Here is a 22,634-nt window from a genome sequence, read left to right as displayed (position 1 = left end):
AATAGTGGGAAAGCGCTTTCTCGATGACCTACAACGTAGTAGACAGGTGGCGTGCGTGCAAGGGGATTTTGCCAGGCGGGACGGTTGGCTGCTGGGCCGGGGCTGGCGTCCGGGCGGCTATTTCCTGGCGGGGTCCCCGTCGTCGTCTGCTCCCTCGGCGGGGTCCTGGGAGTGGACGCGGATGTCGGCAGGGTCGGCGTCCGGATCGCCTTCGGCGGGCGATTCAGCGTGGACCCGGTCGTCGTCGTTCCGTGAGCGATCTTCAGTCATGGCTGCTCCTCGTGGCGCTGGTTCGCGGTACCCCTCATTCAGCGCTTCGCTCCACGACGTGTCAAGGACCTCCCACGCACTCTGGCCGCAGCAGGGCTTGTGTGCTGGACTGGTGAAGCAGTGAGCACCAACCGCCGTTTCTTCGCCCCTCCAGGCTGCTGGGACGGCGCCATTTCCAACCCAAACCGACCCAGCCGGCGCGGCCCGGCTGTTGGAAAGGACCACTCATGGCAACGTACAAGATCGGATATTTCGTGGGCAGCCTGGCCAGCGGCTCCATCAACCGGGTTCTGGCCAAGGCCCTGATCAAACTCGCGCCCGGGGAACTGGAATTCACGGAGATCCCCATCAAGGACCTCCCGCTGTACAGCTACGACTATGACGCCGACTTCCCGCCGGAGGGCCGGGCCCTCAAGGAAGCCATCGAGGCCGCGGACGGGATCCTCTTCGTGTCCCCGGAATACAACCGCTCCATCCCGGGAGCCCTCAAGAACGCCATCGACTGGGGATCCCGGCCCTGGGGCACCAACTCCTTTGCCCGCAAGCCCACCGGCATCATCGGCGCCTCACCTGGCAGCATCGGGACGGCCGTGATGCAGTCCTCCATGCGGGCCGTCCTGAGCTTCCTGGACGCACCGCAGCTGAATGCGCCGGAGGCCTACGTCAAGTACGATCCCAAGGTTTTTGGCGACGACGGCGAGGTCAAGGACGGGTCCACCGCCAAGTTCCTCAGCCACTACATGGAAGAGTATGCGGCCTTCGTGGCACGGGTCCTGGCCGCCAACGCGCCCGGTCACATCGGCGACCTGGAACCGGACGCCGCCAAGCTTTCCCGCTGATTCCCTGGCGGGTTTTCATAAGGCGTACGGATGCCCGCCGTCCCAGCAACGGCGGGCATCCGAGTCTTTATGCCGGCATCGCGAGCCGGCGGGTCAGTCCAGCGGCAGCGTCACCGTCACGCTGGTGCCCTGGCCGGGGCTGGAACTGATCTCCACTGCGCCGCCCGCTTCCTGCACGGCGACCGCCATGAGCCGCAGGCCGTAGCCGTGGTGCCGCCCGCTCTTGGCGAGGATGCTGTCGAAGCCCGTGCCGTCGTCGGCCACTACCAAGCGGATGCCGTGGTCAACAGCCGCCAGCTGGATGCTGAGCGTGGACGCGGACGAGAATTTGAACGCGTTGCTGAGCGCCTCGCGGGCCGACTGGTACAGGAGGGACGCGCAGTCCGCCGGGATCTCGACGCCCCAGTGCGGAGTATCCCAGTGGACCGAGGTCCCGCGCTGCCTCAGGGGGGCGGTAAGCCGGTCAATGCACCCGGCCAGTCCCAACGTGTGGAAATCCAGCGGCTGCTTGTCCGTCAGCACGCCTCCCACGGTTGTGACCTCGTTGTCCAACGCTGTTCTGCTTCCCATGACTTCCTGCTCCCCACAAGCTGGTTTGGTCCTATGGCTAAAGCGTGGACCTGCAATGTCTAGGGATGGCAAGGTTTGCCTCAAGATCCCATCAATTCTGCCCGTGGAGGGTGACCGGGTGCACTGCTGCCCCTTGTTTCATTGCCGCCGCGCTGGGGACGGAAGAGGTATGCCTACCTGGTTGATGTCACTTGTATGGGGCACCGGTGCCGGTGCTGCCCTGGTCCTGGGAGCTGCCGTGTCCTGGCGGTGGTCCATCCCCTCCAAAATCGTCTCGACGGTCATGGCTTTCGGCGCAGGCGTGCTGATCTCGGCCCTTGCCTTTGAACTGGTGGACGAGGCGGTCAAGGGCGGTGGCCTTTGGCCCACGGTGGCGGGCTTCCTGGCGGGGGCAGTGGTTTACGTGGGCGCCAACGTGCTCCTGGCCAGGGCCGGCGCCAAGCACCGCAAGCGGTCCGGGGACCAGCAGCCCTCCGAAAAGGACAATCCGGGCAGCGGCACCGCCATCGCCGTCGGTGCACTGCTGGACGGCGTCCCGGAATCGGTGGTCCTGGGCGTCGGCCTGCTGGCCGGCGGAGCGGTGAGTCCTGCCATGCTGGCAGCCGTCTTCATCTCCAACGTGCCGGAGGGCCTGTCCGGCACCGCCGGCATGAAGAAGGCGGGCCGGAGCAGGGGGTACGTGTTCGGGCTCTGGGGCGGCATTGCGCTCCTGAGCGGAGTGGCAGCGCTGCTGGGATATGTGGCGCTGGAGGACGCCCCGGATGAGCTGGTCGCATTCATCACCTCCGTTGCCGCCGGCGGCATCCTGGCCATGCTGGCGGACACGATGATTCCCGAGGCCTTCGAGGAGCACCACAACCTGACCGGACTCACCGCGGCCGTGGGGTTCCTGACGGCGTTTACGGTGCACCACCTGGGGTGAGGACAGGGGTGAGGACAGAGGCCCCTACGCCCCCGTCAACACCGGCGCCGTCAGCCTGCCGTCCCGCATGGTGGCCACCACGTCCGTCAGCGGCACGAACTCGGTGTCATGGGTGACCATCACGGTGGCCACCCCGAACCCGGTGGTCACCTGGCGGAGGAGCCCGATGATCGAGGCGCTGCGTTCATGGTCCAGAGCGGCGGTTGGTTCGTCCACCAGCAGCACTTTGGGGCTGCCCATGAGTGCCCGGGCGATGTTCACCCGCTGGCGCTGGCCGCCGGAGAGCTGGTGCGGCAGTTTCCTGGCGCTCGCGGAGAGGCCAACGACGTCCAGCAGTTCCGCGGCCTTCGTCCGAGCCGCCTTGGCAGGCTTTCCGCGCAGGTGGTCGCTGATGATGAGCTGTTCGACGGCGGTGAGCGAGGGCAGCAGGTTGGGCTGCTGGAAGATGATGCCCACCTTGTGCCGGCGCAGCGCGGTGAGCTCCTTGTCCCTGAGGCCACCGGTATCGGTGCCGTCAATCATGACCTGCCCGTGGGAGGGGCGGACCAGGGTGGCGGCGACGGCCAGGAGGCTTGATTTGCCGGAGCCCGAAGGGCCCACGAGCGCAATCAGCTGGCCGGCCGGGGCCGTGAGGCTGACCCGGTCCAGGGCGGTGGTGGTTCCGCCGCCGTCCGGATATTCGAGGGTGACGTTGACCAGGCTCAGGGGAGCGGGGGTGGGGGAGGGCATGATGGCGTTCCTTTCGTAAGGGTGGATTAGTTGCCGCCGAGCGCCAGGAGCGCGTCGACCTTGGTCACGCGGCGGACCGCCAGTGCGGCGCCGGCCAGGCCCAGGGCAACAATCCCGACGACGGGAAGCACCGTGGTGCCCGCGTTCAGCAGGAACGGGGCAGCCTGGGCGGCAAGGGAACCGGCCGCGACGCCCACGGCTCCACCGACGGCGGCACCGGCGGTGAGGACGATCGCGGCCTGGGTCAGGGCGTCCCGGAGGATGTAGGCACCGGGCGCGCCCATGGCTTTCAGCACGGCAATGTCACGGGTCCGCTGGATGGTCCATACGGTCAGGAATGCCACGATCACCAGTGACGAGATCCCGTACAGGAACGCCTGCATCAGGGTCAGGGACCCGTTCTCGCTCTTGAAGGAGCCCAGCGCCTGGAAGGACCCGGCGCGTGAGGTGCTGACCGTATGCGCGGCTGCGTCGACGGCGGCGCCGTCCACCGTGGCCCCCGGGGCGTAGGTGACGGCGACGACGGTCGCCAGCTGTCCGCCGTCGGACACGTGCGCTGCCCTGGCCCACGCCGGCAGGGCCGTCCACACCACGCTGGTATGTGCGTACCACTGATCCGGCACCACCGCGGCGACGGAAAGCTCCACGCCGCCCAGGGAGACTTTGTCGCCTTGGCCGGCCGACAGAGCCTGCGCAACCGAGGTACCCAGCACCGCGGTGCCGGCGGACACCTCAACGGGTGCCAGCGGGCTTCCCGGGGAAACGCCGAAAACCGCCACGTTGGCCGTGCCCGACCCCTTGACGGTCTGGGCCCGGGTCTGGGTAATGCCCAGCGGCTCTGCGGACCTGACGCCGGGCTGGTTCTTCCAGCGCTCCACCTGGGCGGCCGTCACGGAGCTTTCCGTGTAGGACGCCTTGGGGGTGGCGGAACCGGGAGCGCCGAAGACGATGGTATCCACCGGCCTGGTGCCGGCCGCGCCCAGCTTGTCGATGGCCGACGTCGACTGCTCGGCCAGGCCCGCTGTCAGGCCTGACAGCATGACCAGCAGGAGGGTGATCAGGGCTACGACGCCGCCCATCATGGCGAACCGGCCTTTGGCGAAGCGGATATCGCGGATTGCCAGGAACACGTTGTTTCTTCTCTCAGCAGGGGTGGATTCTTGTGTCCTTCCACTCTCCCGGGGGCTGCCCCCGGCGGCATCGCGGGGACGGTTGATCCTCCGGGATGGAAGGGTTGAGCCGGGAGTCAACCGTTCGGTTGATCCCCTGCAGGCGGTCCCGGCATAAGCTGGGGAAATGCCTGCCACGCCCCTGCCGCAACCACCGGAGAAGGCCGGCGGCATCCCCGCGAAGGGGCCGTTGAATGCGCTGGAAAACGCATCGTCGGCGGCAATCCTTCGGGTCCTGCGGGTCACCCTGCACACGGGGTTCGCGGTGCTGCTGGCCGTGGCCCTGGTCCGGATACTGATGTCCGGTGGTTCCCTGCGCTGGCTGTGGGCGGGCGCCGCCGTGGTCCTCGCTGCTGTGTATCTGGCCGGAACGGTCCTCGAAAAGCGCCACGCGGAAGCCCGGATCGGCTTCAACCCCCGCCGTTACGGCCTGCACTGGCTGGCCCTGGTCACGGGCTTGTGGGCGTTGCTGCTTGCCGGGAGTGCGGACTTTGCGTGGCTGGCGTTCCCCATCTTCTTTCTGCACCTGCACCTGCTGCCCCGGCGGGCTGCGCTGCTGACCATCGCGCTGATGACGGTTGCGGTGGTTGCCTCCCAGTGGGCTGCCAGCGGCGCCCCGGTGCCGCATGCCGCGGCCGTGGTGGGACCTGTGCTGGGTGCGGTCTTCTCGGTAATCACCGGGCTGGCGTACGCGGCCCTGTACCGCGAGGCCGAAAACCAGCGGCGTGCGGCCGACGAACTGCGCCGGACGCGGGAGGAGCTGGCGAGGTCCCAGCACGACGCCGGGATGCTGGCGGAGCGGGAGCGGCTGGCCCGGGAAATCCACGACACCCTGGCCCAGGGCCTGTCCAGCATCGTGCTCCTGGGACGGGCGGCGGAGCAGTCCCTCGCCGACGGTGATGCCGCGACCGCATCCTCACGGCTGGCGCTGGTGCAGCAGACCGCCGCCGACAACCTTGCGGAGGCGCGCAGCTTCGTCCGCGGCCTGTCCTCGCCACAGCTGGAGGGGACCACTTTGGTGGAGGCCCTGCGCCGGTTGTGCGGCAAGACGGAGGCAGGCGCCGCGGCCGCTGGGGTGGCGTTGCGGTGCCGGCTGGAGGTGGACGGTGAGCCGCAGGATCTGCCCCAGCCGGTCCGCGTGACCCTGCTGCGGGCGGCTCAGGCGAGCCTCGCGAATGTCCGCGAACACTCCCGGGCAGCGAACGCCGTCGTCACCCTTGCCTTCCTGGGCACCGAGGTGACCATGGACATTTACGACGACGGCACGGGCTTTGATCCCGCCGCTGCGGCCGGTGCCGCGGACCCAGCGGACGGCAGCGGGTTCGGGCTGCGCTCGCTGCGGGAGCGGGTCACCGGATTGAACGGGACGCTGGCACTGGAGTCCGCGCCCGGCGAGGGCACCGTGGTGGCCATCCGGCTGCCGCTGGACGGCGGTCCCCGTGGGTGAGGTGCGCGTCCTGCTGGTGGACGACCACCCCGTGGTCCGTGCCGGGCTGCGTGCCATGCTCACCGGAATCGAGGGCATCTCCATCGCCGCCGAGGCCGCTGACGGGGCCGCTGCGCTGAAGGAACTGGCCCGGCTGACGGCGCTGGGCGAGGCGCCGGATGTGGTCCTCATGGACCTGCAAATGGGCGAGGGGATGGACGGTGTCACGGCCACTGCCGAGATCCGCAAACTTCACGCCGCTCCGCCGGTACTCATCCTCACCACGTACGACACCGACGCGGACATCCTGGCGGCCGTCGAGGCGGGAGCCAGCGGGTACATGCTGAAGGACGCGCCGCCGGACCAGCTCCGGCAGGCGGTTTTGCAGGCGGCTGCTGGCGGGACGGCCCTGGCGCCGCGGGCGGCTGCGCTGCTGATGGACCGGATCAGCAACCCCGGCACTTCGCTGACCCCCCGGGAGGTGCAGCTGTTGGAGCTGCTGGCCACGGGCCTGTCCAACCGCGCCATCGCCAGGCAGGTCTTCATTTCCGAGGCGACGGTGAAGACCCACCTGGTGCACATCTACGGCAAGCTCGGCGTGGACAACCGCACCGCCGCCATCGCGGCCGCTGCCCAGCGGCGCATCATCAGGCCGCCGGGCGCCAGGGGCTGACCTGCAGTACGTTTATTCCACTGCGTTACAGGTGCCGCTGTTTCCAGGTGCCGCTGTTCCAGGTCACATTGTTCAAAGGAGAATGAATGTCCCGTCCGGTCCCAGCCGTTGATGCCCTTCTTTCCACCTACGGTGCGGCCGACGCCTGCGCGGCCGAACTCCTGTGTGACAGCCACGATCCCAACGCCGTTGCCTTTACGGTGGTTGCTGCCGACCTCTCCGCCGAGGACATCACCTACGGCGAGCTCCGGGAACGCTCGGAACGGGGAGCCGCCGCCTTGGCGGAGTTGGGAATAGGTCCGGGAGATGCGGTGGCCACCCTGATGGGAAAGTCGGCGGACCTGGTGGTCATGCTCCTGGCTATTTGGCGCCGCGGTGCCGTCCACGTGCCGCTGTTCACCGCCTTCGCGTGGCCGGCCATCGAGCTTCGCCTCACAGCCTCCGGCGCAAAGGCTGTGATCACCGACGCCGACCAGCGGGCGAAGATCCAGGAAACCGAGGCCGCCGTCGTGGTTGCCGGCGCAGAAGCATCCCTGCCGGACCTGGCGCTCACGCCGCTCCTTGCCAGGCAGCAACCGGGGATCGCGGCCGAAGCTGTGGGAGGTGACGGTGATTTGGTGCTGATCTTCACGTCCGGAACCACCGGTGCACCCAAGGGCGTACCGGTGCCCGTCCGGGCGTTGGCCGCGTTCCGCCAGTACGTCGAGCTGGGCCTGGACGTCAGTGACGAGGATGTTTTTTGGAATGCCGCAGATCCCGGCTGGGCCTACGGCCTGTACTACGGGATCCTCGGTCCCATGGCGGCAGGGCGGCGGAACCTCCTGCTGCGCCCGGGTTTCTCGCCGGAACTCAGCTTCAAAGTGCTGGAGGCGTTTTCCGTCACCAACTTCGCGGCTGCTCCCACCGTGTACCGCACCATGCGCGCGAAAGCCGGCGCCGGAATAGGTCCTTTCCACCTTCGGCGCGCCTCGTCCGCCGGCGAACCGCTGACCCCGGAGGTGATCAGCTGGGCCCGGGAAGTGCTGGGGGTTCCGGTACGGGACCATTACGGACAGACCGAACACGGGATGATGATCATCAATGCCTGGCATGACGGCGTGCGGACGGAACTCAGGCCGGGTTCCATGGGCCGGCCCCTGCCGGGGTGGAGCTGTGCGGTCCTCAAGGACAACGCCGACGAGCCGGCCGCGCCGGGTGAACTGGGCCGGGTTGCCGTCAATGTGGCAGATAGCCCCATGATGTGGTTCAAGGGGTACCAGGACGCACCGGAAAAGACGGCGGAAAGATTCAGTGCGGACGCCAAGTGGTACCTGACCGGCGACGCGGGCATGGTGGACGCGGACGGCTACTATTTCTTCTCCTCCCGTGATGACGACGTGATCATCATGGCCGGCTACCGGATTGGCCCTTTCGATGTGGAGAGCGTCCTGGCCACCCATCCGGCGGTCCTGGAAACTGCCGTGGTGGGCGCTCCCGACGAACTGCGCGGAGAAGTCCTGGAGGCTTATGTTGTCCTGGCGGAAGGGACCACCGGCAGTGATGCCCTGGTGGCCGAACTGCAGACCATGGTCAAGACGCAGTTCGCCGCACACGCCTACCCGCGCCGCGTCCACTTCGTTGAGGACCTGCCAAAGACGCCGTCGGGCAAGCTGCAGCGCTACATCCTGAGGCAGCAGCGGGCCGCGGAACTGGGCCGCTGACTTCAGGAGATGGCCGCCTTCCGGCGCCTTTTGGGTCGGGGGCTGTTAGCGTGGAGGCCCAGCCACAGAAGGAGGAGCGATGTCCATCAATTCATCTGATTCACTGCCCGGGGATGAGCCGCAGGAAGGCTCGGCGGCCGGCAAAGGCAATGCCGACGGCGGGATCCCCGGTGGTAAGGACGGCGTCGGGATTTCCGACGGCGCCGAGCCCAACACCTTTGAACCGGAAGAGGATCCGGATGCCGCGGCGGGGCCAACGGACTGAGTTCCGATGAGATCGAGCAGTGAGTTCCGCTCAAGGTTGGCTCAAGATTGGCCGAAGGTGCCGGTTTTGGGCATTTAGGCAGGCTACCGACCGGTAATTTCTTAACTGCTTCCACGTCAGTTCCCCGGCAGGAAGCATTGGAGGCCCCTGCGCTGGAGCTAGACTCGCGCGGGGGCTTCCCCCCATGGGCTAGGCGTTCTCTATCCAATAGCGGCGCTTGCCGTTGCGCGTGTCTTCGTACTGCCCGCCATTCTTTTCAATGGTGGCCCTCGAGCCGGCATTGGCCTCGTCGCAGGTCAGGAGCACCCGTTCGATCCCCAGCGTCCGCGCCACGGGAAGCGCGTCTGCCAACGCTTTCGCTGCATGGCCGCGCCGCCTCGCGGAGGGCCTGACGCTGTAGCCGATGTGCCCGCCTTCGTTGAGGAGGTAGTCGTTCAAGCTGTGCCTGATGGCCAGCGAGCCGAGGAACGTGCCGCCGTCGACAATCCACAGGTAGGTGCAGGGCACGTAGCCGGGCTTCCGCACCGTTTCCGGCCTGGCGTCTTTGATGAGGACGTCAACGAACCGGCTGAACGCCTGTGCACCGATGAGATCGTCCGGGGACCAGCTGTCTGCGCCCGCACCGTCCTGCCGGGCACCGGCAAACTCTGCCGCTGCCTCAAGCCACGATGAGTGGAGGCTGACGTCTGGTGCGATGAGCTGGGCCATGAGAAGATCCTATGCTGCGGGTGTGCCTGCGTTCCGGCCGTGCACGGTGAGCGCGTTCCCGGGAAATCGCTGCTGGCCTGTACTATCGGCCCCGGACCCAAATTTGCGGTCTGAAAGGGGACAATTCATGGCGCGCACTCAGACGGTAACTGCAGCTCCCGCGGATCCGGCCGGGCGGGACGAACTGCTGCAGGAATACGGGTTCGCCTTTGCCGCTGACGAAGGATCCACGCACACCCCTGACGAGCTGTCTACGGAACCCCTGAAGAACCTGGTTCAGTTGGCCGCCAAACTTTGCGGCGTCCCCTTCGGCGTGATCAATGTTGTCACCTCCGATCAGCAACAGCAGGTGGCGGCCGTCGGCTTTGAGGCCGCCGTCTGCGCCCGCGAAGATTCCATGTGTTCACAAGTCTTCCTTTCGGGGAAGCCGACCGTTGTCCCCGACGCATCCCTGGACCCCCGCCTCGCATCGAATCCGTTTGTGACAGGGGAGATCGCCTCCGTGCGGTTCTACGCGTCGGTGCCCCTGGAGACCGCGTCCGGGTTCGTGCTGGGCTCCCTCTGTGTCTTCGCCAATACCCCGGGCACCCCTGGGAAGGACCAGCTGGGCATGCTGGAGATCCTGGCCCGCCAGGCCGTCCAGCTCCTGGAACTCCAGCGGCGAACCCTCCAGCTGAACAGCGCCCTCAGCGAGGTGCGCGAAAGCAATGCCAAACTGGCGGAGTTCGCGGGACGTGTCAGCCACGACCTGCGCGGACCCCTCACCACCATGCTGGGCTACGTGGAGATGGCCGGGGACGAGGTGGACGGCGACCACCCTGCGGCCGAGTACCTCCAGATCATCGATGCCAGCGGGCACCGGATGCTCGCCATGCTTGAAGACGTCCTGACCTACTCCCGGATGGGCGGTGCCCTCCAGCGGCAACGGGTCTCCCTCCAGACGGTGGCAGCAGAGGTCGCCAAGGATCTGGGCCTGTCCTTCGGCAGTGGCGCCGTCCTGGACGCCGAGGCTATGAAGCTCCATGTGGATCCCGGCCAGCTGCGCACGCTCCTGCAGAACCTGGTGGCCAACGCCGTGAATTACCGGAGCCCGGACCGGGACCTCAAGGTCCGCATCAGCGGTATTTCCAACTACCACGGAACCACGGTGTTTGTGGCGGACAACGGCAAGGGGATCGCCCCGGAGGACCGGCAGCGCGTCCTGGAACCCCTCGTCCGGCTCCACAGGGACGGTGACGGACACGGCTCGGGTCTGGGCCTGGCAATCGCCCGGCGCGTTGTGGAAGCCCACGGTGGAGAGCTGAGCCTGAAAGAGACGCCGGGCGGCGGCACCACCGCGGTGATCAGCTTTCCCGCCGGACCCTGACAATCGCTTCAAAGGAGTCAGGGCCGGCTGCGGTATGCAGCCGGCCCTGACTTAGGGGTCTAGTTCAGGTCGAAGCGGTCCAGCTCCATGACCTTGGTCCAGGCGGCCACGAAGTCGTTGACGAACTTCTCCCGGGCGTCGTCGCTGGCGTAGACCTCGGCGAGGGCGCGCAGTTGCGAGTTGGAGCCGAAGACCAGGTCCACGGGGGTGGCCGTCCACTTCAGCTCACCGGTGGTGGCATCGGTAATTTCGTAGACATTTTCCTCCGACTCGGACGCCTTCCATTTGGTGCCTGGTGAGAGGAGGTTGACGAAGAAATCGTTCGTCAGGACCTGCGGCCTGTCCGTCAGCACGCCGTGGCCGGCGCCGCCCACGTTGGTGCCCAGGGCACGCATGCCGCCCACCAGCGCCGTCATTTCCGGCGCGGAGAGGTCCAGCATGTAGGCCTTGTCCAGCAGGAGGGTCTCTGGCTGGAGCTTCAGGCCGGGCCGCAGGTAGTTGCGGAACCCGTCAGCCCGCGGCTGCAGGTACTGGAATGATTCGACGTCGGTCTGCTCCTGGGTGGCGTCCGTGCGGCCGGGCCGGAACGGCACAGTCACGGGGAACCCTGCGTCGGCAGCGGCCTTTTCCACCGCAGCCGCGCCGGCCAGGACGATCAGGTCGGCGAGGGACACCTTCTTGCCGCCTGCCTGGGCTGAATTGAACTCATCCTGGACACGCTCAAGGGCCTGGAGTACGGTGGACAGCTGCTCCGGTTCGGAGACGTCCCAGCTGCGCTGCGGCTCCAGCCGGATCCGGGCACCGTTGGCGCCGCCACGGCGGTCCGTCTTGCGGTAGGTGGCAGCCGAGGCCCAGGCCGTGCCGGCCAGTTGCGGGATGGTCAGGCCGGAATCCAGCAGCTTGGCCTTCAGGGAGGCGACGTCCTGGTCGTCAATCAGTTCATGGTCGACGGCGGGAACGGGGTCCTGCCACAGTTGCGGCTCCGGGACCCACGGGCCCAGCATGTGGGGCCCCACCGGGCCCATGTCGCGGTGCAGCAGCTTGTACCAGGCCTTGGCGAACGCCAGGGCGAACTCGTCCGGGTTCTTGAGGAAGCGCCGTCCGATCGCCTCATAGACGGGGTCGAAGCGCAGCGACAGGTCCGTTGTCAGCATGGTGGGCCGGTGCTTCTTAGCGGGATCGTGGGCGTCCGGGATGATCTCGGGGGCGTCCTTGGCCACCCACTGGTGGGCGCCACCCGGGCTCTTGACCAGTTCCCACTCGTACTCGAACAGGATCTCCAGGAAGCGGTTGCTCCATTGCGTAGGCCTGTCCGTCCAGGTGACCTCAAGGCCCGAGGTGATGGTGTCGCCACCCTTGCCGCTGCCGTAGGTGCTGAGCCAGCCCAGGCCCTGTGCCTCAAGGTTGGCGGCTTCCGGTTCGGGACCCACGTGAGCATCGGCGGGGCCGGCGCCATGGGTCTTGCCGAAGGTGTGGCCGCCGGCGATCAGCGCGAAGGTTTCTTCGTCGTTCATTGCCATCCGCTTGAAGGTCTCGCGGATGAACGCGGCAGCGGCCACCGGGTCCGGGTTGCCCTTGGGGCCTTCGGGGTTGACGTAAATCAGGCCCATTTCGGTGGAGCCGACCTCTTCGGACATCTGCCCTTCGCCGACGTAGCGCTCGTCGCCGAGCCAGGCATCCTCCGGGCCCCAGAAGATCTGCTCGGGCTCCCACACGTCCTCCCGGCCAAAGGCAAAGCCGAAGGTCTTGAAGCCCATCGATTCCAGGGCAACGTTTCCGGCGAGGACCAGCAGGTCGGCCCAGGAGAGCTTCTGGCCGTACTTCTGCTTGACCGGCCACAGCAGGCGCCGGGCCTTGTCCAGGTTGGCGTTGTCCGGCCAGCTGTTCAGCGGGGCAAACCGCTGGCTGCCGTCACCTGCTCCGCCGCGGCCGTCCTGGACGCGGTAGGTGCCTGCGGCGTGCCAGCTCAGCCGAATCATGAGGCCGCCGTAGTGGCCGAAGTCCGCCGGCCACCAATCCTGCGAGGTGGTCAGGACCTCGGTGATGTCACGCTTGAGTGCCTCCACGTCCAGCTTCTGGAATTCCTCGCGGTAGCTGAATGACGGGCCCAGCGGGTTGCTCGCCTGGCTGTGCGCATGAAGCACGGAAAGGTCCAGCTGGTTGGGCCACCAGTCCTGGTTGGTCCGTGGCCGGTGCCCCTTGGGCTGCGGCGTGTCAATCGCCGGGTTTTCACTTTCGCTGCCCTGGGCCGTGGCGCTGCCATGGGCTACGGGGCACCCACCCTCAACCTTCTGGTCCAGGCCCTGTGCGCTCCCGGGCGTGGGGACCGGGGGATGGTCTTGGGGTTCGGTCATGTGCTTCTTCCTTCCGTTGGGCCGAGGCCGCGGTTGGACTCGGGCAGCCGGTGCAACCCTCCTATTGGAACATAGACGCGGGGGAGGGAAACCCCTCTTTTCCAGGAGGGATCCGTTCTCCAAGTGAGGGAACGTAACAGTTGGTCAACCGGTTGGGAGGCTGCCGCTGCCCCCAGCCATAATCAAAGTGCGGGTCCTCTCTCAGTCAGTCCGCACTCTCCATTTCTTCCCACCCTTTTGCGTGGGACTTTCGAAATTTCAGGAAACAACTTCATGGACGGTTCAAGCCTTGTAGCCCTCTTCCTTGCGAGGAGCGACGACACTGCCACCAGCGCGCTGCCGCGTGCGCCCAAGAGACTTCGGGTAAAGAAGCCCGGTCTGTCACCCTGGTCAATCCTGCGGGGCCGGACGGCAAGTGTGCTGCACCGCCTTGCGTGGGCGATTGAGCCTGACACGGAGGGCACCTTCTAGCCCCCTCCGCCTACACCTCGATTGAGCGGCGGAATATCTGCCTGACGCTGGGGCTTGTCGCAAGGGGGCGTCGTCGAACAACCCTGCAGCAGAAGGAGCACTATGACCATCGGTTCAGGAACAGCAGCGGGTGCAGGATCAGCAGCGGGGAACGGGCGGACTGCCCTGGTGGTGGGTGCCACCGGCATCGCGGGGTCCGCGCTGGTGGATACTTTGGTTGGCGAAGGCTGGGCTGTCCTTGCCTTGTCCCGCAGGCCCGGAGCTGAGCGCCCTGGCGTCCGGTGGCTCTCGGCGGACCTGACCTCAGCTTCCTCCCTGGCGGCTGTGCTTGGTCCGGAGAACCCCTCCCATGTCTACTTCACCGCGTGGTCGCGCCGGGCCACCGAGGAAGAGAACATCGCCGTCAATGCCGGCATGGTGCGTGATCTCCTCGGAGCACTGCAGGGCAAGGACGTGTCCCACGTCGCCCTGATGACAGGCCTTAAGCACTACCTGGGACCGTTCGAGGCGTACGCGGCCGGGGAGATGCCGGACACGCCCTTCCATGAGGAGGAGCCGCGCCTTCCAGTACCCAACTTCTACTACGCCCAGGAGGATGAACTCTGGGCGGCAGCGGCTGGGCAGGGCTTTACCTGGTCCGTGCACCGCGCACACACCGTGATTGGCCACGCGGTGGGCAACGCGATGAACATGGGCCTTACGCTTGCTGCGCAGGCCACCCTGTGCCGGGACAGCGGGGAGCCGTTCGTGTTCCCGGGATCCGAGACGCAATGGAACGGCCTCACTGACATGACGGATGCTGGCCTGCTGGCCGAGCACATGCTCTGGGCCTCCACCACCCCGGAAGCCGCGAACCAGGCTTTCAATATCGTCAACGGTGACGTGTTCCGCTGGCGGTGGATGTGGCCGAAACTCGCAGCCTACTTCGGCGTGGAGTGGGAGGGATACCCGGGCGAGCCCCGTCCCCTCGAACAGTCCATGGCGGGCAGGGAGGACCAGTGGCGGCGGATCGCCGCGGAACACAACCTCAGCGAACCGGACCTGGACCGGGTGGCGAGCTGGTGGCATACGGACGGAGACCTGGGCCGCGGCATCGAGGTGGTCACGGACATGGGCAAGAGCCGGGATGCAGGCTTTACGGGGTACCGGCGGACGCTGGACGCCTTTACCTCGCTGTTCGACCGCTACCGCGCAGACAACCTGATTCCCTGATCAAGGAGGCCCAAAGAGCTGTTCGGAGGGCCCGCGTACGCCGTCAGTGAACCCTGAAAGTTCTGGCTCGAACCCCCGGTTAAGTCCCAGCCTCCGGACGTACACTGACCTTCGCACCACGTTTGTGGACACTCCGTCAGGTGAGGGCTTGTACGTATGCTCTGGAAGTTGCTTGTCGAATACCTGCGGCCGCACCGGCCGCTGCTGGTCGCCGTCGTGGTTTTCCAGCTGGCGCAGTCCATCGCGTCGCTGTACCTGCCAACGCTGAACGCGGACATCATTGACCAGGGTGTGGCCCGCGGCGACACCGCCTACATCATGTCCACGGGCAGCGTCATGCTGCTCATCACCCTCGCGCAGATCGCCTGCGCCGTGGTGGCCGTGTACTTCGGTGCCAAGGCCGCGATGGGCCTGGGCCGGGACCTGCGCGGCGCCATCTTTGACCGCGTGGGCGAGTTTTCCGAGCAGGAGGTCACCCGCTTCGGCGCCCCGAGCCTGATCACCAGGTCCACCAATGACGTCCAGCAGGTCCAGCAGCTGGTGCTGATGTCCGCCACGCTCATGGTGGCCGCGCCCATGCTCAGCATCGGTGGCGTGATCATGGCCATCCGGCAGGACGCCCAGCTGTCCTGGCTCATTGCCGTGTGTGTCCCGGTGCTGCTGATCGCCGTCGGGCTCATTGTCACGCGGATGGTGCCGCTGTTCCGCAAGATGCAGGCCCGGATCGACACCGTGAACCGCGTATTGCGCGAGCAGCTCGCGGGCATCCGCGTGGTGCGGGCATTCGTGCGGGAGGACATGGAAACGGCGCGTTTCGCCCAGGCCAACACGGACGTCACGGACGTTGCCCTCCGCGCCGGACGCCTGATGGCGCTGATGTTCCCCACCGTCATGCTGATCCTGAACGTATCCAGCGTGGCGGTTATCTGGTTCGGCGCCTTCCGGATCGAGGACGGGTCCATGCAGGTGGGCACCCTGATCGCGTTCTTGAGCTACCTGATGCAGATCCTCATGTCCGTCATGATGGCTACCTTCATGGCGGTGATGATCCCGCGCGCGTCGGTGTCCGCGGACCGTATCGGCGAGGTGCTGGGCACCAGCTCCAGCGTCCTGCCGCCGGAGAACCCGGTCACCAGCGCGGCGTTCGCCGGCAGGCAGCGGCGCGGCGAGCTGGAGATGCGAGACGTCGGATTCGCCTACCCGGGTGCCGACCAGCCGGTCCTGTCAGGCATCAGCTTCACCGCCCGCGCTGGGCAGACGACCGCGATCATCGGCAGCACCGGCTCCGGCAAGACCACCCTGGTGAACTTGATGCCGAGGCTCTTCGACGTCACCTCCGGCGCGGTGCTGATGGACGGAGTGGACGTCAGGGACCTGGACCCGGACCTGCTCTGGGGGCACATCGGCCTGGTGCCACAACGGCCATACCTGTTTTCCGGCACCGTGCGCAGCAACCTCCTGTACGGCAACCCGGACGCCACCGAGGACGAGCTGTGGACCGCGCTGGAGATCGCCCAGGCCCGGGACTTCGTGGAGCAGATGGAGGATGGGCTGGACGCGGCGATCTCGCAGGGCGGCACCAACGTCTCCGGCGGGCAGCGGCAGCGGCTGGCCATCGCCCGGGCCCTGGTGAAGCGGCCCGAGCTCTACATCTTTGACGACTCGTTCTCGTCCCTGGACACCGGCACCGACGCCCGGCTGCGCCAGGCGCTCAAGCGCAGCACTGCCGGTGCCACCATGGTCATCATCGCCCAGCGCGTGTCCAGCATCGTTGACGCGGACCAGATTATGGTGCTCGACGACGGCAGGATCGTTGCGCACGGCACGCACCATGAGTTGCTGGAGACATCCGAGACGTACCGTGAGATTGTTTCGTCCCAGCTGGCAGCGGAGGAAACGGTATGAGCACCCAACACCCGGGGACCCGTCCCGCTCGCGGCACCAAAGCCGGGCCCGGCTCCGGAGCCGGCCAGGCCGACGTCGTACGCATTCCCCGGCCGCGCGGCGGCCCAGGGCACGGCGGACCGTTTGCCGGGATGAACGTCCCGGCAGAGAAGGCGATGAACTTCAGCGGTTCGGCCAAACGGCTGCTGGGCACCCTGCGGCCGGAACGGCTCTGGCTGGTGCTGGTGCTGGTAATGGCCGTGGCGGGCGTAGTGCTGCAGGTGATTGGGCCGCGGCTGCTCGGCGAGGGCACCAACCTGATTTTCGCCGGTGTGGTGTCCAAGCAGCTGCCGCCGGGGATGACGCAGGCGCAACTGATTGCGCAGCTGCGGGCGGCGGGGGAGAACCAGAAGGCGGACATGCTCGGCGCCATGACGCTGACGCCGGGTGCGGGGATCGACTTTGCGGCGCTGGCCAGCGTGCTGACGTGGGCGCTGGTGCTGTACGTGCTGGGGTCGGCGTTCATGTGGGGGCAGGCGTATGTTCTGAACGGCGTGGTGCAGCGGACGGTGTTTGGGCTGCGCGAGAAGATCGAGGCGAAGATCAACCGGCTGCCGCTGCGGTATTTCGACTCGATCCAGCGCGGTGAGCTGCTCAGCCGGGTGACCAACGACGTGGACAACATTTCGCAGAGCCTGCAGCAGTCCATCAGCCAGGCGGTGACGTCGTTGCTGACGGTGGTGGGCGTATTGGTGATGATGTTCATCCTGTCCCCGACGCTGGCGCTGATCGCGCTGGTGACCATTCCGCTGACGCTGGGGATCACGGCGCTGATTGCCAAGCGCTCGCAGAAGCTGTTTGTGCAGCAGTGGAAGAACACCGGTGAGCTGAATGGGCAGATTGAGGAGACCTACACCGGGCATGCACTGGTAAAGGTGTTCGGCCGGCAGCGCGAGGTGGGGGAGCGGTTCCGGCAGAAAAACGTGGAGCTGTATGAGGCGAGTTTCGGGGCGCAGTTCATTTCCGGGCTGATCATGCCGGCCATGACCTTCATCGGGAACCTGGTGTACGTGGGGATTGCCGTGGTGGGCGGCCTGCAGGTTGCGTCCGGGGCCATGCAGTTGGGTGACGTGCAGGCGTTCATCCAGTACTCGCGGCAGTTCACCCAGCCTCTGGCGCAGCTCGGCTCGATGGCCAACCTGCTGCAGTCCGGCGTTGCGTCGGCTGAGCGGGTGTTCGAGTTGTTGGATACGGAGGAACAGTCTGCCGATCCTGTGGGTGCTTCTTGGCAGAGTCCTGATGGTGCCGGGCGCGGGCGGCTGGTGTTCGAGGACGTGTCCTTCTCGTATTCGCCGGACAAGCCTCTGATTTCCGGGTTGTCTTTGGTGGCGGAGCCGGGGCAGACGGTGGCCATTGTGGGGCCGACGGGGGCGGGCAAGACCACGCTGGTGAACCTGATGATGCGGTTCTACGAGCTGGATGCCGGCCGGATCACGTTGGACGGCGTGGACATCACCACCATGACCCGGAACGACCTGCGCTCGCGGATGGGGATGGTGCTGCAGGACACGTGGCTGTTCGGTGGGACCATCCGGGACAACATTGCCTACGGCCGGCCCGCTGCGTCTTCGGACGAAATTCTGGAGGCGGCGCGGGCGACGTATGTGGACCGGTTCGTGAAGTCGCTGCCCGAAGGGTACGACACCGTGCTGGACGACGAAGGCTCCAACGTGTCAGCGGGTGAGAAGCAGCTGCTGACCATCGCGCGGGCCTTCCTGGCGCGGCCCTCTGTTTTGATCCTGGACGAGGCGACGTCTTCGGTGGACACCCGGACCGAGGTGCTGGTGCAGAAGGCCATGAGCGCCCTGCGGTCAGACCGGACGTCATTTGTGATCGCGCACCGCCTGTCCACGATCCGCGACGCCGACCTCATCCTGGTGATGGAGGCCGGCCAGATCGTGGAGCAGGGGACCCACTCATCACTGCTGGCCGCCGGCGGGGCCTACGCACGGCTGTACGAGGCCCAGTTCGCTGCGCCGGTTGCGGAGGTTTAGGACAGCGTGCCTCCCATTTTGGGACACAGCCGTCATTGAATCTGACCCCATGCCGGCGTCCATGACCGACCGGAGTGCAAAACCCTGGCGGGTGGGGAACCGAAGCGGGCGCGATGACGGATTCTCGGTTCTGCTGTGGGTGGAACTCGAATTGTCAGACCCCAGTGACAGAATCTGGGTATGGAAACCGGAGCGGTTGTGGACGCGGGACGCAGGGCCGGGTTGCCGGCTGCCGTCACCTCCCTGGCCGGACTGGTGAACGAGTTGGCCGGAGTCCTTGCCCGTTCCTCGGAAGCGTCGGCTCGTGGAGACGGCCTGGCTGGCCATGATCCTCTGCGGGAACTTTCCGAGTCCTGCCTGGACGGCCTGGCGGTGGTGGCCCGGATCGAAGCTGCCACAGCCGCGGCGAAGGTCCAATTGCTGGCCGGTTACGCAGAGGCGTCAGATGCGTTGGAAGGGCCGGCGCAAAGTGCCTATGAATCGTCGGCGCGGGAAATGAGCATGGTGGCAGAGGTTGCCTGCGTCCTCACCATCGGTGAACGTGCCGCGTCTGCACTTTTGGGGGAAGCCCAGGCGCTGACCAGCTCTTTGCCGTCGACCCTGGATGCGCTCCAGGACGGAAGCATTTCCTGGCAGCACGCACGGATCCTTGTGGACGAAACCTCTGGCCTCAACCCCGCTGCGGCCGCTTCATTGGAAGCTCACTTCCTTGACCCGGAGGCACCGAACGCGGCCAGGGGAGCCGCTGCTGGCGAATTGGTGCCGGCCCGGTTTCGTCGGAAAGTCCGTTCCTGGCGGGAACGGCATCACCCGGAGTCCCTGGATTCGAGGCACGCGAAGTGCGCAGGGGACCGGCGGATGGAGTACTCCCTGGACCGGGACGGAATGGCATGGGTCTCGCTGTACATGCCCGCGGACACGGCATGCGCGGTCTGGAACAGGATGTCCGCCATGGCCCGCGGCCTGCAGGGCCCGGATGAACCGCGGACGCTTGCCCAGCTCAGGGCCGATGTGGCTGCGGGGTTGCTGTTGGGCAATCCAGCCCAGGCAGTTGGCGCGGCGCCCTCCCTTAAAGCCGACGTGCTGGTCACGGTGCCGGTGTTTTCACTCCTCGGAACCGCGGACGAGGCCGCCGAGCTTGACGGCTACGGACCCATCCCGGCGTCGATGGCCCGAAGGCTCGTCACGGAAGGTGCCGGCTCGTTCTACCGGGTCCTCGTGGATCCCCGGGACGGGGCACCGCTGGAAATCAGCCGGACCAGCTACCGCCTCCCGGAATCACTGAAGCGGTGGTTGCGGATGCGCGATGGAAAATGCACTTTTCCCGGCTGCAGCAACGCCAGCCTGGATAATGAATCAGACCACCTCACAGCCTGGGAAAATGGCGGAACTACCGGAATCAGCAACTTGGGTCAGCTGTGCCCCAAGCACCACAGGCTCAAGCACCGAACGGGCTGGAGCCCCGGACCAGCCGCCAGGAACGAACCACCCGGCTGGATCTCGCCCACCGGGCGCCAATACAACGCCGAACAACCGGACCGGGAACCGCCACTGTGGCCGCCGGTCTTCCTGCCCGGAGAAGGAAGCCTCTTGGAAGCAGTATGCGTGGATTATCTGGCTGCGTCATAGCCGGGGTATTCATGCTCTCCGTCGGCGTGCTCCGTTGGTGTGCGCCCCGGCACAGCCAGGACCGCGTCCAACCACGGCGCCACGTGCAGCAATCATCCGTGCCGGTCTTGGAAGTGAAGTAGACATCCGTGCCGGTCTTGGAAGTGAAGTAGACATCCGTGCCGGTCTTGGAAGCAGGCTGCCGGTCCTGTAGGGACCGGCCTGTTGTTCCCTTCCGTTTACCCACCATCAACCAAAGCGCTCCAAACCGTTCCAGCAGGCACAGCAAGCTGTTCGGGCACCCTTCCGCCCGTCACACCCCGGCCGGGCAGACATCCCCGACGCACCAGGAGTACTCCGTGTTCGTGAAAAGCACCCTCGCCACCGTCGCCATCCTCGCTTCCCTTGCCGGGACAGCCGTAGCCCCCGCCCAGGCGCAGACTCAAGCCCCGGCTGAGGCACCCAGGCCGGCTCCCGTCGTCGTCGGCCAGCCGCTTGCCGGGACACACGCCCACAATGATTACGAGCATGACCAGCCCCTGTTCGACGCCCTGGAGCACGGCTTCACCAGCGTCGAGGCGGACGTGTGGCTTGTGGACGGCGAACTGCGGGTGGCCCACGACCTCGCCGACGCCAAGCAGGGCGTCACGCTCGAGAGCCTCTACCTCGACCCGCTCCAGGACCTGGTCCGCAGCCAGCCCGGCCACAGCGTCTACCCCCAGTGGGACGGCAGCCTCCAACTCCTGATCGACATCAAGAGCGAAGGCGAGGCCACCTACGCCGCCGTCGAACAGGAACTGTCCGAGCACCGCGGCATCATGAGCCGCTACACCAACGGCAACGTCAAGACCGGCCCGGTGACCGCCGTCATCAGCGGCAACCGCCCACTGGCCACCATGCAGGCACAGACCCAGCGCTTCAGCTTCTACGACGGCCGCTCTACGGACCTCGCCTCAGGCCTCCCCGCCGCCCTGATGCCCCTGGTCAGCGACAACTGGACCAAGCTCTTCACCTGGCAGGGCGTGGGCCCCATGCCCGAATACGAGCGGACCAAGCTGCGCGCCTTCGTTGCCACGGCCCACGCCAACGGCTACCGCGTCCGCTTCTGGGCCACCCCGGACCAGCCCGGCGCCGCCCGCGACGCCGTCTGGACCGAACTGGCCGACGCCGGCGTGGACCACATCAACACCGACGACCTCGCCGGCCTCCAGCAGTTCCTCACCGCCCGCGGCGCCTAGGCATTTAGCAGAAACAGGAGCAAATCACATGCCCACAAAGACTTTGAAAATTACGACGGCGGCACTCACCCTGGCGCTTGGCCTCCTTGCGTCCCAGCCCGCATTCGCCGGAACACAGGCTGCGGACAGCAGCAGCGACAACAACCAGGCCTTCACCTTCGCCGCGATCGGCGACATCCCCTACGGCGCAACCGAGATCGCCAAGTTCCCGTCCCGCATCCAGGACCTCAACGCCGACAAGGACCTGAAGTTTGTAGCACACGTGGGCGACATCAAGAACGGCTCCTCCGTCTGCTCCGACGGGTACTTCTCCTACATCCGCTCCCAGTTCGACACCTTCACCCACCCGCTGGTCTACACGCCCGGCGACAACGAATGGGTGGACTGCCACCGCGCCAACAACGGCGCCTACAACCCGCTGGAACGCCTGGACAAACTGCGGGAGGTCTTCTTCAACCAGCCCGGCAAGACACTCGGCGCCACCATGCCGGTGAAGTCCCAGGCGAACCTGGGCCTGCCCGAGGACGTCCGCTTCACCAAGAACCGGGTGGCCTTCTCCGTCCTGAACGTCCAGGGCAGCAACAACTCCCTCCTGCCGTGGACGGGCCTGGGCAAGACAGAACCCACCCCGGAGCAGCTGGCGGAGGTGGAGCACCGGACGGACGCCGTCATCACCCAGATCCACCAGACCTTCGCCGACGCCAGGCGCAGCAATGTGCGCGCGGTGGTGCTCATGCAGCAGGCCGACATGTTCGACCCTTCCCTCCTGGCCGACGCCACCGCCAATCCCGAAACCGTCTCCGGCTTCCGCGGGATCGTGCAGGCGATCGTCGAGGAAACCAACCACTTCGACGCACCGGTCTACCTCATCAACGGTGACAGCCACGTCTTCGCGGAGAACCAGCCCCTCGCCGCGGGATCGCCGTGGCTGGGCATCTACGGCTCGGCCCCAGCGGACAACCTGCGGCGCATCACCGTGGATGGCGCCGGCAACGCCGTGGACTATGTGCGCTTCACTGTGGCCGGCAACAGCGCCACGGGTGAGGACGTCCTGAGTTGGGAAAAGGTCGCCTTCAGCGGGTAGGCGCCAACCGGAAGCGGACGACGTCGGGCGCCCACCCGCCGTCGTCCGCTTGGGAATTCCAAGGCTCTGGACACAGATAGCTGCCGGACTTA

Annotated in this window: 19 protein-coding genes; 13 read left to right on the top strand and 6 right to left on the bottom strand. The window is 66.6% G+C overall.

Going from position 1 to position 22,634, the window contains the following annotated elements:
- Nucleotides 1–117 precede the first annotated feature (117 nt).
- Complete coding sequence (locus ASG79_RS23855) at nucleotides 118–270, bottom strand: hypothetical protein (RefSeq protein ID WP_200953170.1); 153 nt, start codon at nucleotides 268–270, stop codon at nucleotides 118–120.
- Between the two features lie 227 nt (nucleotides 271–497).
- Here ASG79_RS23855 and ASG79_RS12775 point away from each other — a divergent pair, with 227 nt between their 5' ends.
- Nucleotides 498–1,109 carry an NADPH-dependent FMN reductase gene (locus tag ASG79_RS12775; RefSeq protein WP_018770694.1) on the top strand — a complete coding sequence of 204 codons (612 nt, stop codon included), beginning with the start codon at nucleotides 498–500 and terminating at the stop codon, nucleotides 1,107–1,109.
- Between the two features lie 93 nt (nucleotides 1,110–1,202).
- On the opposite strand, the gene ASG79_RS12770 is transcribed toward ASG79_RS12775, so the two are convergent.
- Nucleotides 1,203–1,679, bottom strand: a complete 477-nt coding sequence (locus tag ASG79_RS12770) for a sensor histidine kinase (protein ID WP_018770693.1) — start codon at nucleotides 1,677–1,679, stop codon at nucleotides 1,203–1,205.
- A 169-nt stretch (nucleotides 1,680–1,848) separates the two neighbouring features.
- On the opposite strand from ASG79_RS12770, the gene ASG79_RS12765 reads away from it, so the two are divergent.
- Nucleotides 1,849–2,601: a ZIP family metal transporter gene (locus ASG79_RS12765; protein WP_056391631.1), complete on the top strand. Its 753-nt coding sequence runs from the start codon at nucleotides 1,849–1,851 to the stop codon at nucleotides 2,599–2,601.
- Between the two features lie 24 nt (nucleotides 2,602–2,625).
- Here the strand turns inward: ASG79_RS12765 and ASG79_RS12760 are convergent, their stop codons facing one another.
- Both ASG79_RS12760 and ASG79_RS12755 read right to left on the bottom strand, forming a co-directional pair.
- Nucleotides 2,626–3,330, bottom strand: a complete 705-nt coding sequence (locus ASG79_RS12760; protein WP_056391629.1) for an ABC transporter ATP-binding protein — start codon at nucleotides 3,328–3,330, stop codon at nucleotides 2,626–2,628.
- A 26-nt stretch (nucleotides 3,331–3,356) separates the two neighbouring features.
- Complete coding sequence (locus ASG79_RS12755; RefSeq protein ID WP_056391626.1) at nucleotides 3,357–4,460, bottom strand: FtsX-like permease family protein; 1,104 nt, start codon at nucleotides 4,458–4,460, stop codon at nucleotides 3,357–3,359.
- Between the two features lie 166 nt (nucleotides 4,461–4,626).
- Here ASG79_RS12755 and ASG79_RS12750 point away from each other — a divergent pair, with 166 nt between their 5' ends.
- From ASG79_RS12750 to ASG79_RS12735, 4 genes are all read left to right on the top strand, one after another.
- Nucleotides 4,627–5,946 (top strand): sensor histidine kinase, encoded by a 1,320-nt coding sequence (locus ASG79_RS12750; RefSeq protein WP_200953169.1) that lies wholly within the window; start codon nucleotides 4,627–4,629, stop codon nucleotides 5,944–5,946.
- Nucleotides 5,939–6,598 carry a response regulator transcription factor gene (locus ASG79_RS12745; protein WP_056391624.1) on the top strand — a complete coding sequence of 220 codons (660 nt, stop codon included), beginning with the start codon at nucleotides 5,939–5,941 and terminating at the stop codon, nucleotides 6,596–6,598. The genes ASG79_RS12750 and ASG79_RS12745 overlap by 8 nt, the downstream gene beginning before the upstream one ends.
- An 86-nt stretch (nucleotides 6,599–6,684) precedes the next feature.
- Complete coding sequence (locus ASG79_RS12740) at nucleotides 6,685–8,298, top strand: AMP-binding protein (RefSeq protein WP_056391621.1); 1,614 nt, start codon at nucleotides 6,685–6,687, stop codon at nucleotides 8,296–8,298.
- Nucleotides 8,299–8,377: 79 nt separating this feature from the next.
- The gene (locus ASG79_RS12735; protein ID WP_056391618.1) at nucleotides 8,378–8,563 is read left to right on the top strand and encodes a hypothetical protein; all 186 of its coding nucleotides are present in this window, start codon (nucleotides 8,378–8,380) and stop codon (nucleotides 8,561–8,563) included.
- Between the two features lie 189 nt (nucleotides 8,564–8,752).
- On the opposite strand, the gene ASG79_RS12730 is transcribed toward ASG79_RS12735, so the two are convergent.
- The gene (locus ASG79_RS12730) at nucleotides 8,753–9,271 is read right to left on the bottom strand and encodes a GNAT family N-acetyltransferase (protein ID WP_056391615.1); all 519 of its coding nucleotides are present in this window, start codon (nucleotides 9,269–9,271) and stop codon (nucleotides 8,753–8,755) included.
- A 127-nt stretch (nucleotides 9,272–9,398) separates the two neighbouring features.
- Here ASG79_RS12730 and ASG79_RS12725 point away from each other — a divergent pair, with 127 nt between their 5' ends.
- On the top strand, nucleotides 9,399–10,637 hold the full coding sequence (locus tag ASG79_RS12725; protein WP_056391612.1) for a GAF domain-containing sensor histidine kinase: 1,239 nt from the start codon (nucleotides 9,399–9,401) through the stop codon (nucleotides 10,635–10,637).
- A gap of 59 nt (nucleotides 10,638–10,696) precedes the next feature.
- Here ASG79_RS12725 and katG read toward each other — a convergent pair whose 3' ends face one another.
- Nucleotides 10,697–12,991, bottom strand: coding sequence for a catalase/peroxidase HPI (gene katG / locus ASG79_RS12720; RefSeq protein ID WP_056391610.1), 2,295 nt, complete (start codon nucleotides 12,989–12,991; stop codon nucleotides 10,697–10,699).
- Between the two features lie 573 nt (nucleotides 12,992–13,564).
- On the opposite strand from katG, the gene ASG79_RS12710 reads away from it, so the two are divergent.
- The 6 genes from ASG79_RS12710 to ASG79_RS12685 all read left to right on the top strand — a co-directional run bounded on the left by ASG79_RS12710 (nucleotide 13,565) and on the right by ASG79_RS12685 (nucleotide 22,542).
- Nucleotides 13,565–14,674 (top strand): SDR family oxidoreductase, encoded by a 1,110-nt coding sequence (locus ASG79_RS12710; RefSeq protein WP_056391603.1) that lies wholly within the window; start codon nucleotides 13,565–13,567, stop codon nucleotides 14,672–14,674.
- 156 nt (nucleotides 14,675–14,830) lie between these two features.
- Nucleotides 14,831–16,579, top strand: coding sequence for an ABC transporter ATP-binding protein (locus tag ASG79_RS12705; RefSeq protein WP_056391598.1), 1,749 nt, complete (start codon nucleotides 14,831–14,833; stop codon nucleotides 16,577–16,579).
- Nucleotides 16,576–18,612 (top strand): ABC transporter ATP-binding protein, encoded by a 2,037-nt coding sequence (locus tag ASG79_RS12700; RefSeq protein WP_056391595.1) that lies wholly within the window; start codon nucleotides 16,576–16,578, stop codon nucleotides 18,610–18,612. The genes ASG79_RS12705 and ASG79_RS12700 overlap by 4 nt, the downstream gene beginning before the upstream one ends.
- A gap of 180 nt (nucleotides 18,613–18,792) precedes the next feature.
- Nucleotides 18,793–20,241 (top strand): HNH endonuclease signature motif containing protein, encoded by a 1,449-nt coding sequence (locus ASG79_RS12695; protein WP_056391593.1) that lies wholly within the window; start codon nucleotides 18,793–18,795, stop codon nucleotides 20,239–20,241.
- A 338-nt stretch (nucleotides 20,242–20,579) separates the two neighbouring features.
- Nucleotides 20,580–21,458 carry a phosphatidylinositol-specific phospholipase C/glycerophosphodiester phosphodiesterase family protein gene (locus ASG79_RS12690; RefSeq protein ID WP_056391592.1) on the top strand — a complete coding sequence of 293 codons (879 nt, stop codon included), beginning with the start codon at nucleotides 20,580–20,582 and terminating at the stop codon, nucleotides 21,456–21,458.
- Nucleotides 21,459–21,486: 28 nt separating this feature from the next.
- The gene (locus ASG79_RS12685) at nucleotides 21,487–22,542 is read left to right on the top strand and encodes a metallophosphoesterase (protein ID WP_056391591.1); all 1,056 of its coding nucleotides are present in this window, start codon (nucleotides 21,487–21,489) and stop codon (nucleotides 22,540–22,542) included.
- Nucleotides 22,543–22,634 lie beyond the last annotated feature (92 nt).

The sequence above is a fragment of the Arthrobacter sp. Soil761 genome (assembly GCF_001428325.1).
Classification (GTDB): Bacteria; Actinomycetota; Actinomycetes; order Actinomycetales; family Micrococcaceae; genus Arthrobacter.
The sequence above is the reverse complement of the archived record's forward strand: the minus strand, read 5'-3'. Positions and strand labels throughout refer to the sequence as shown.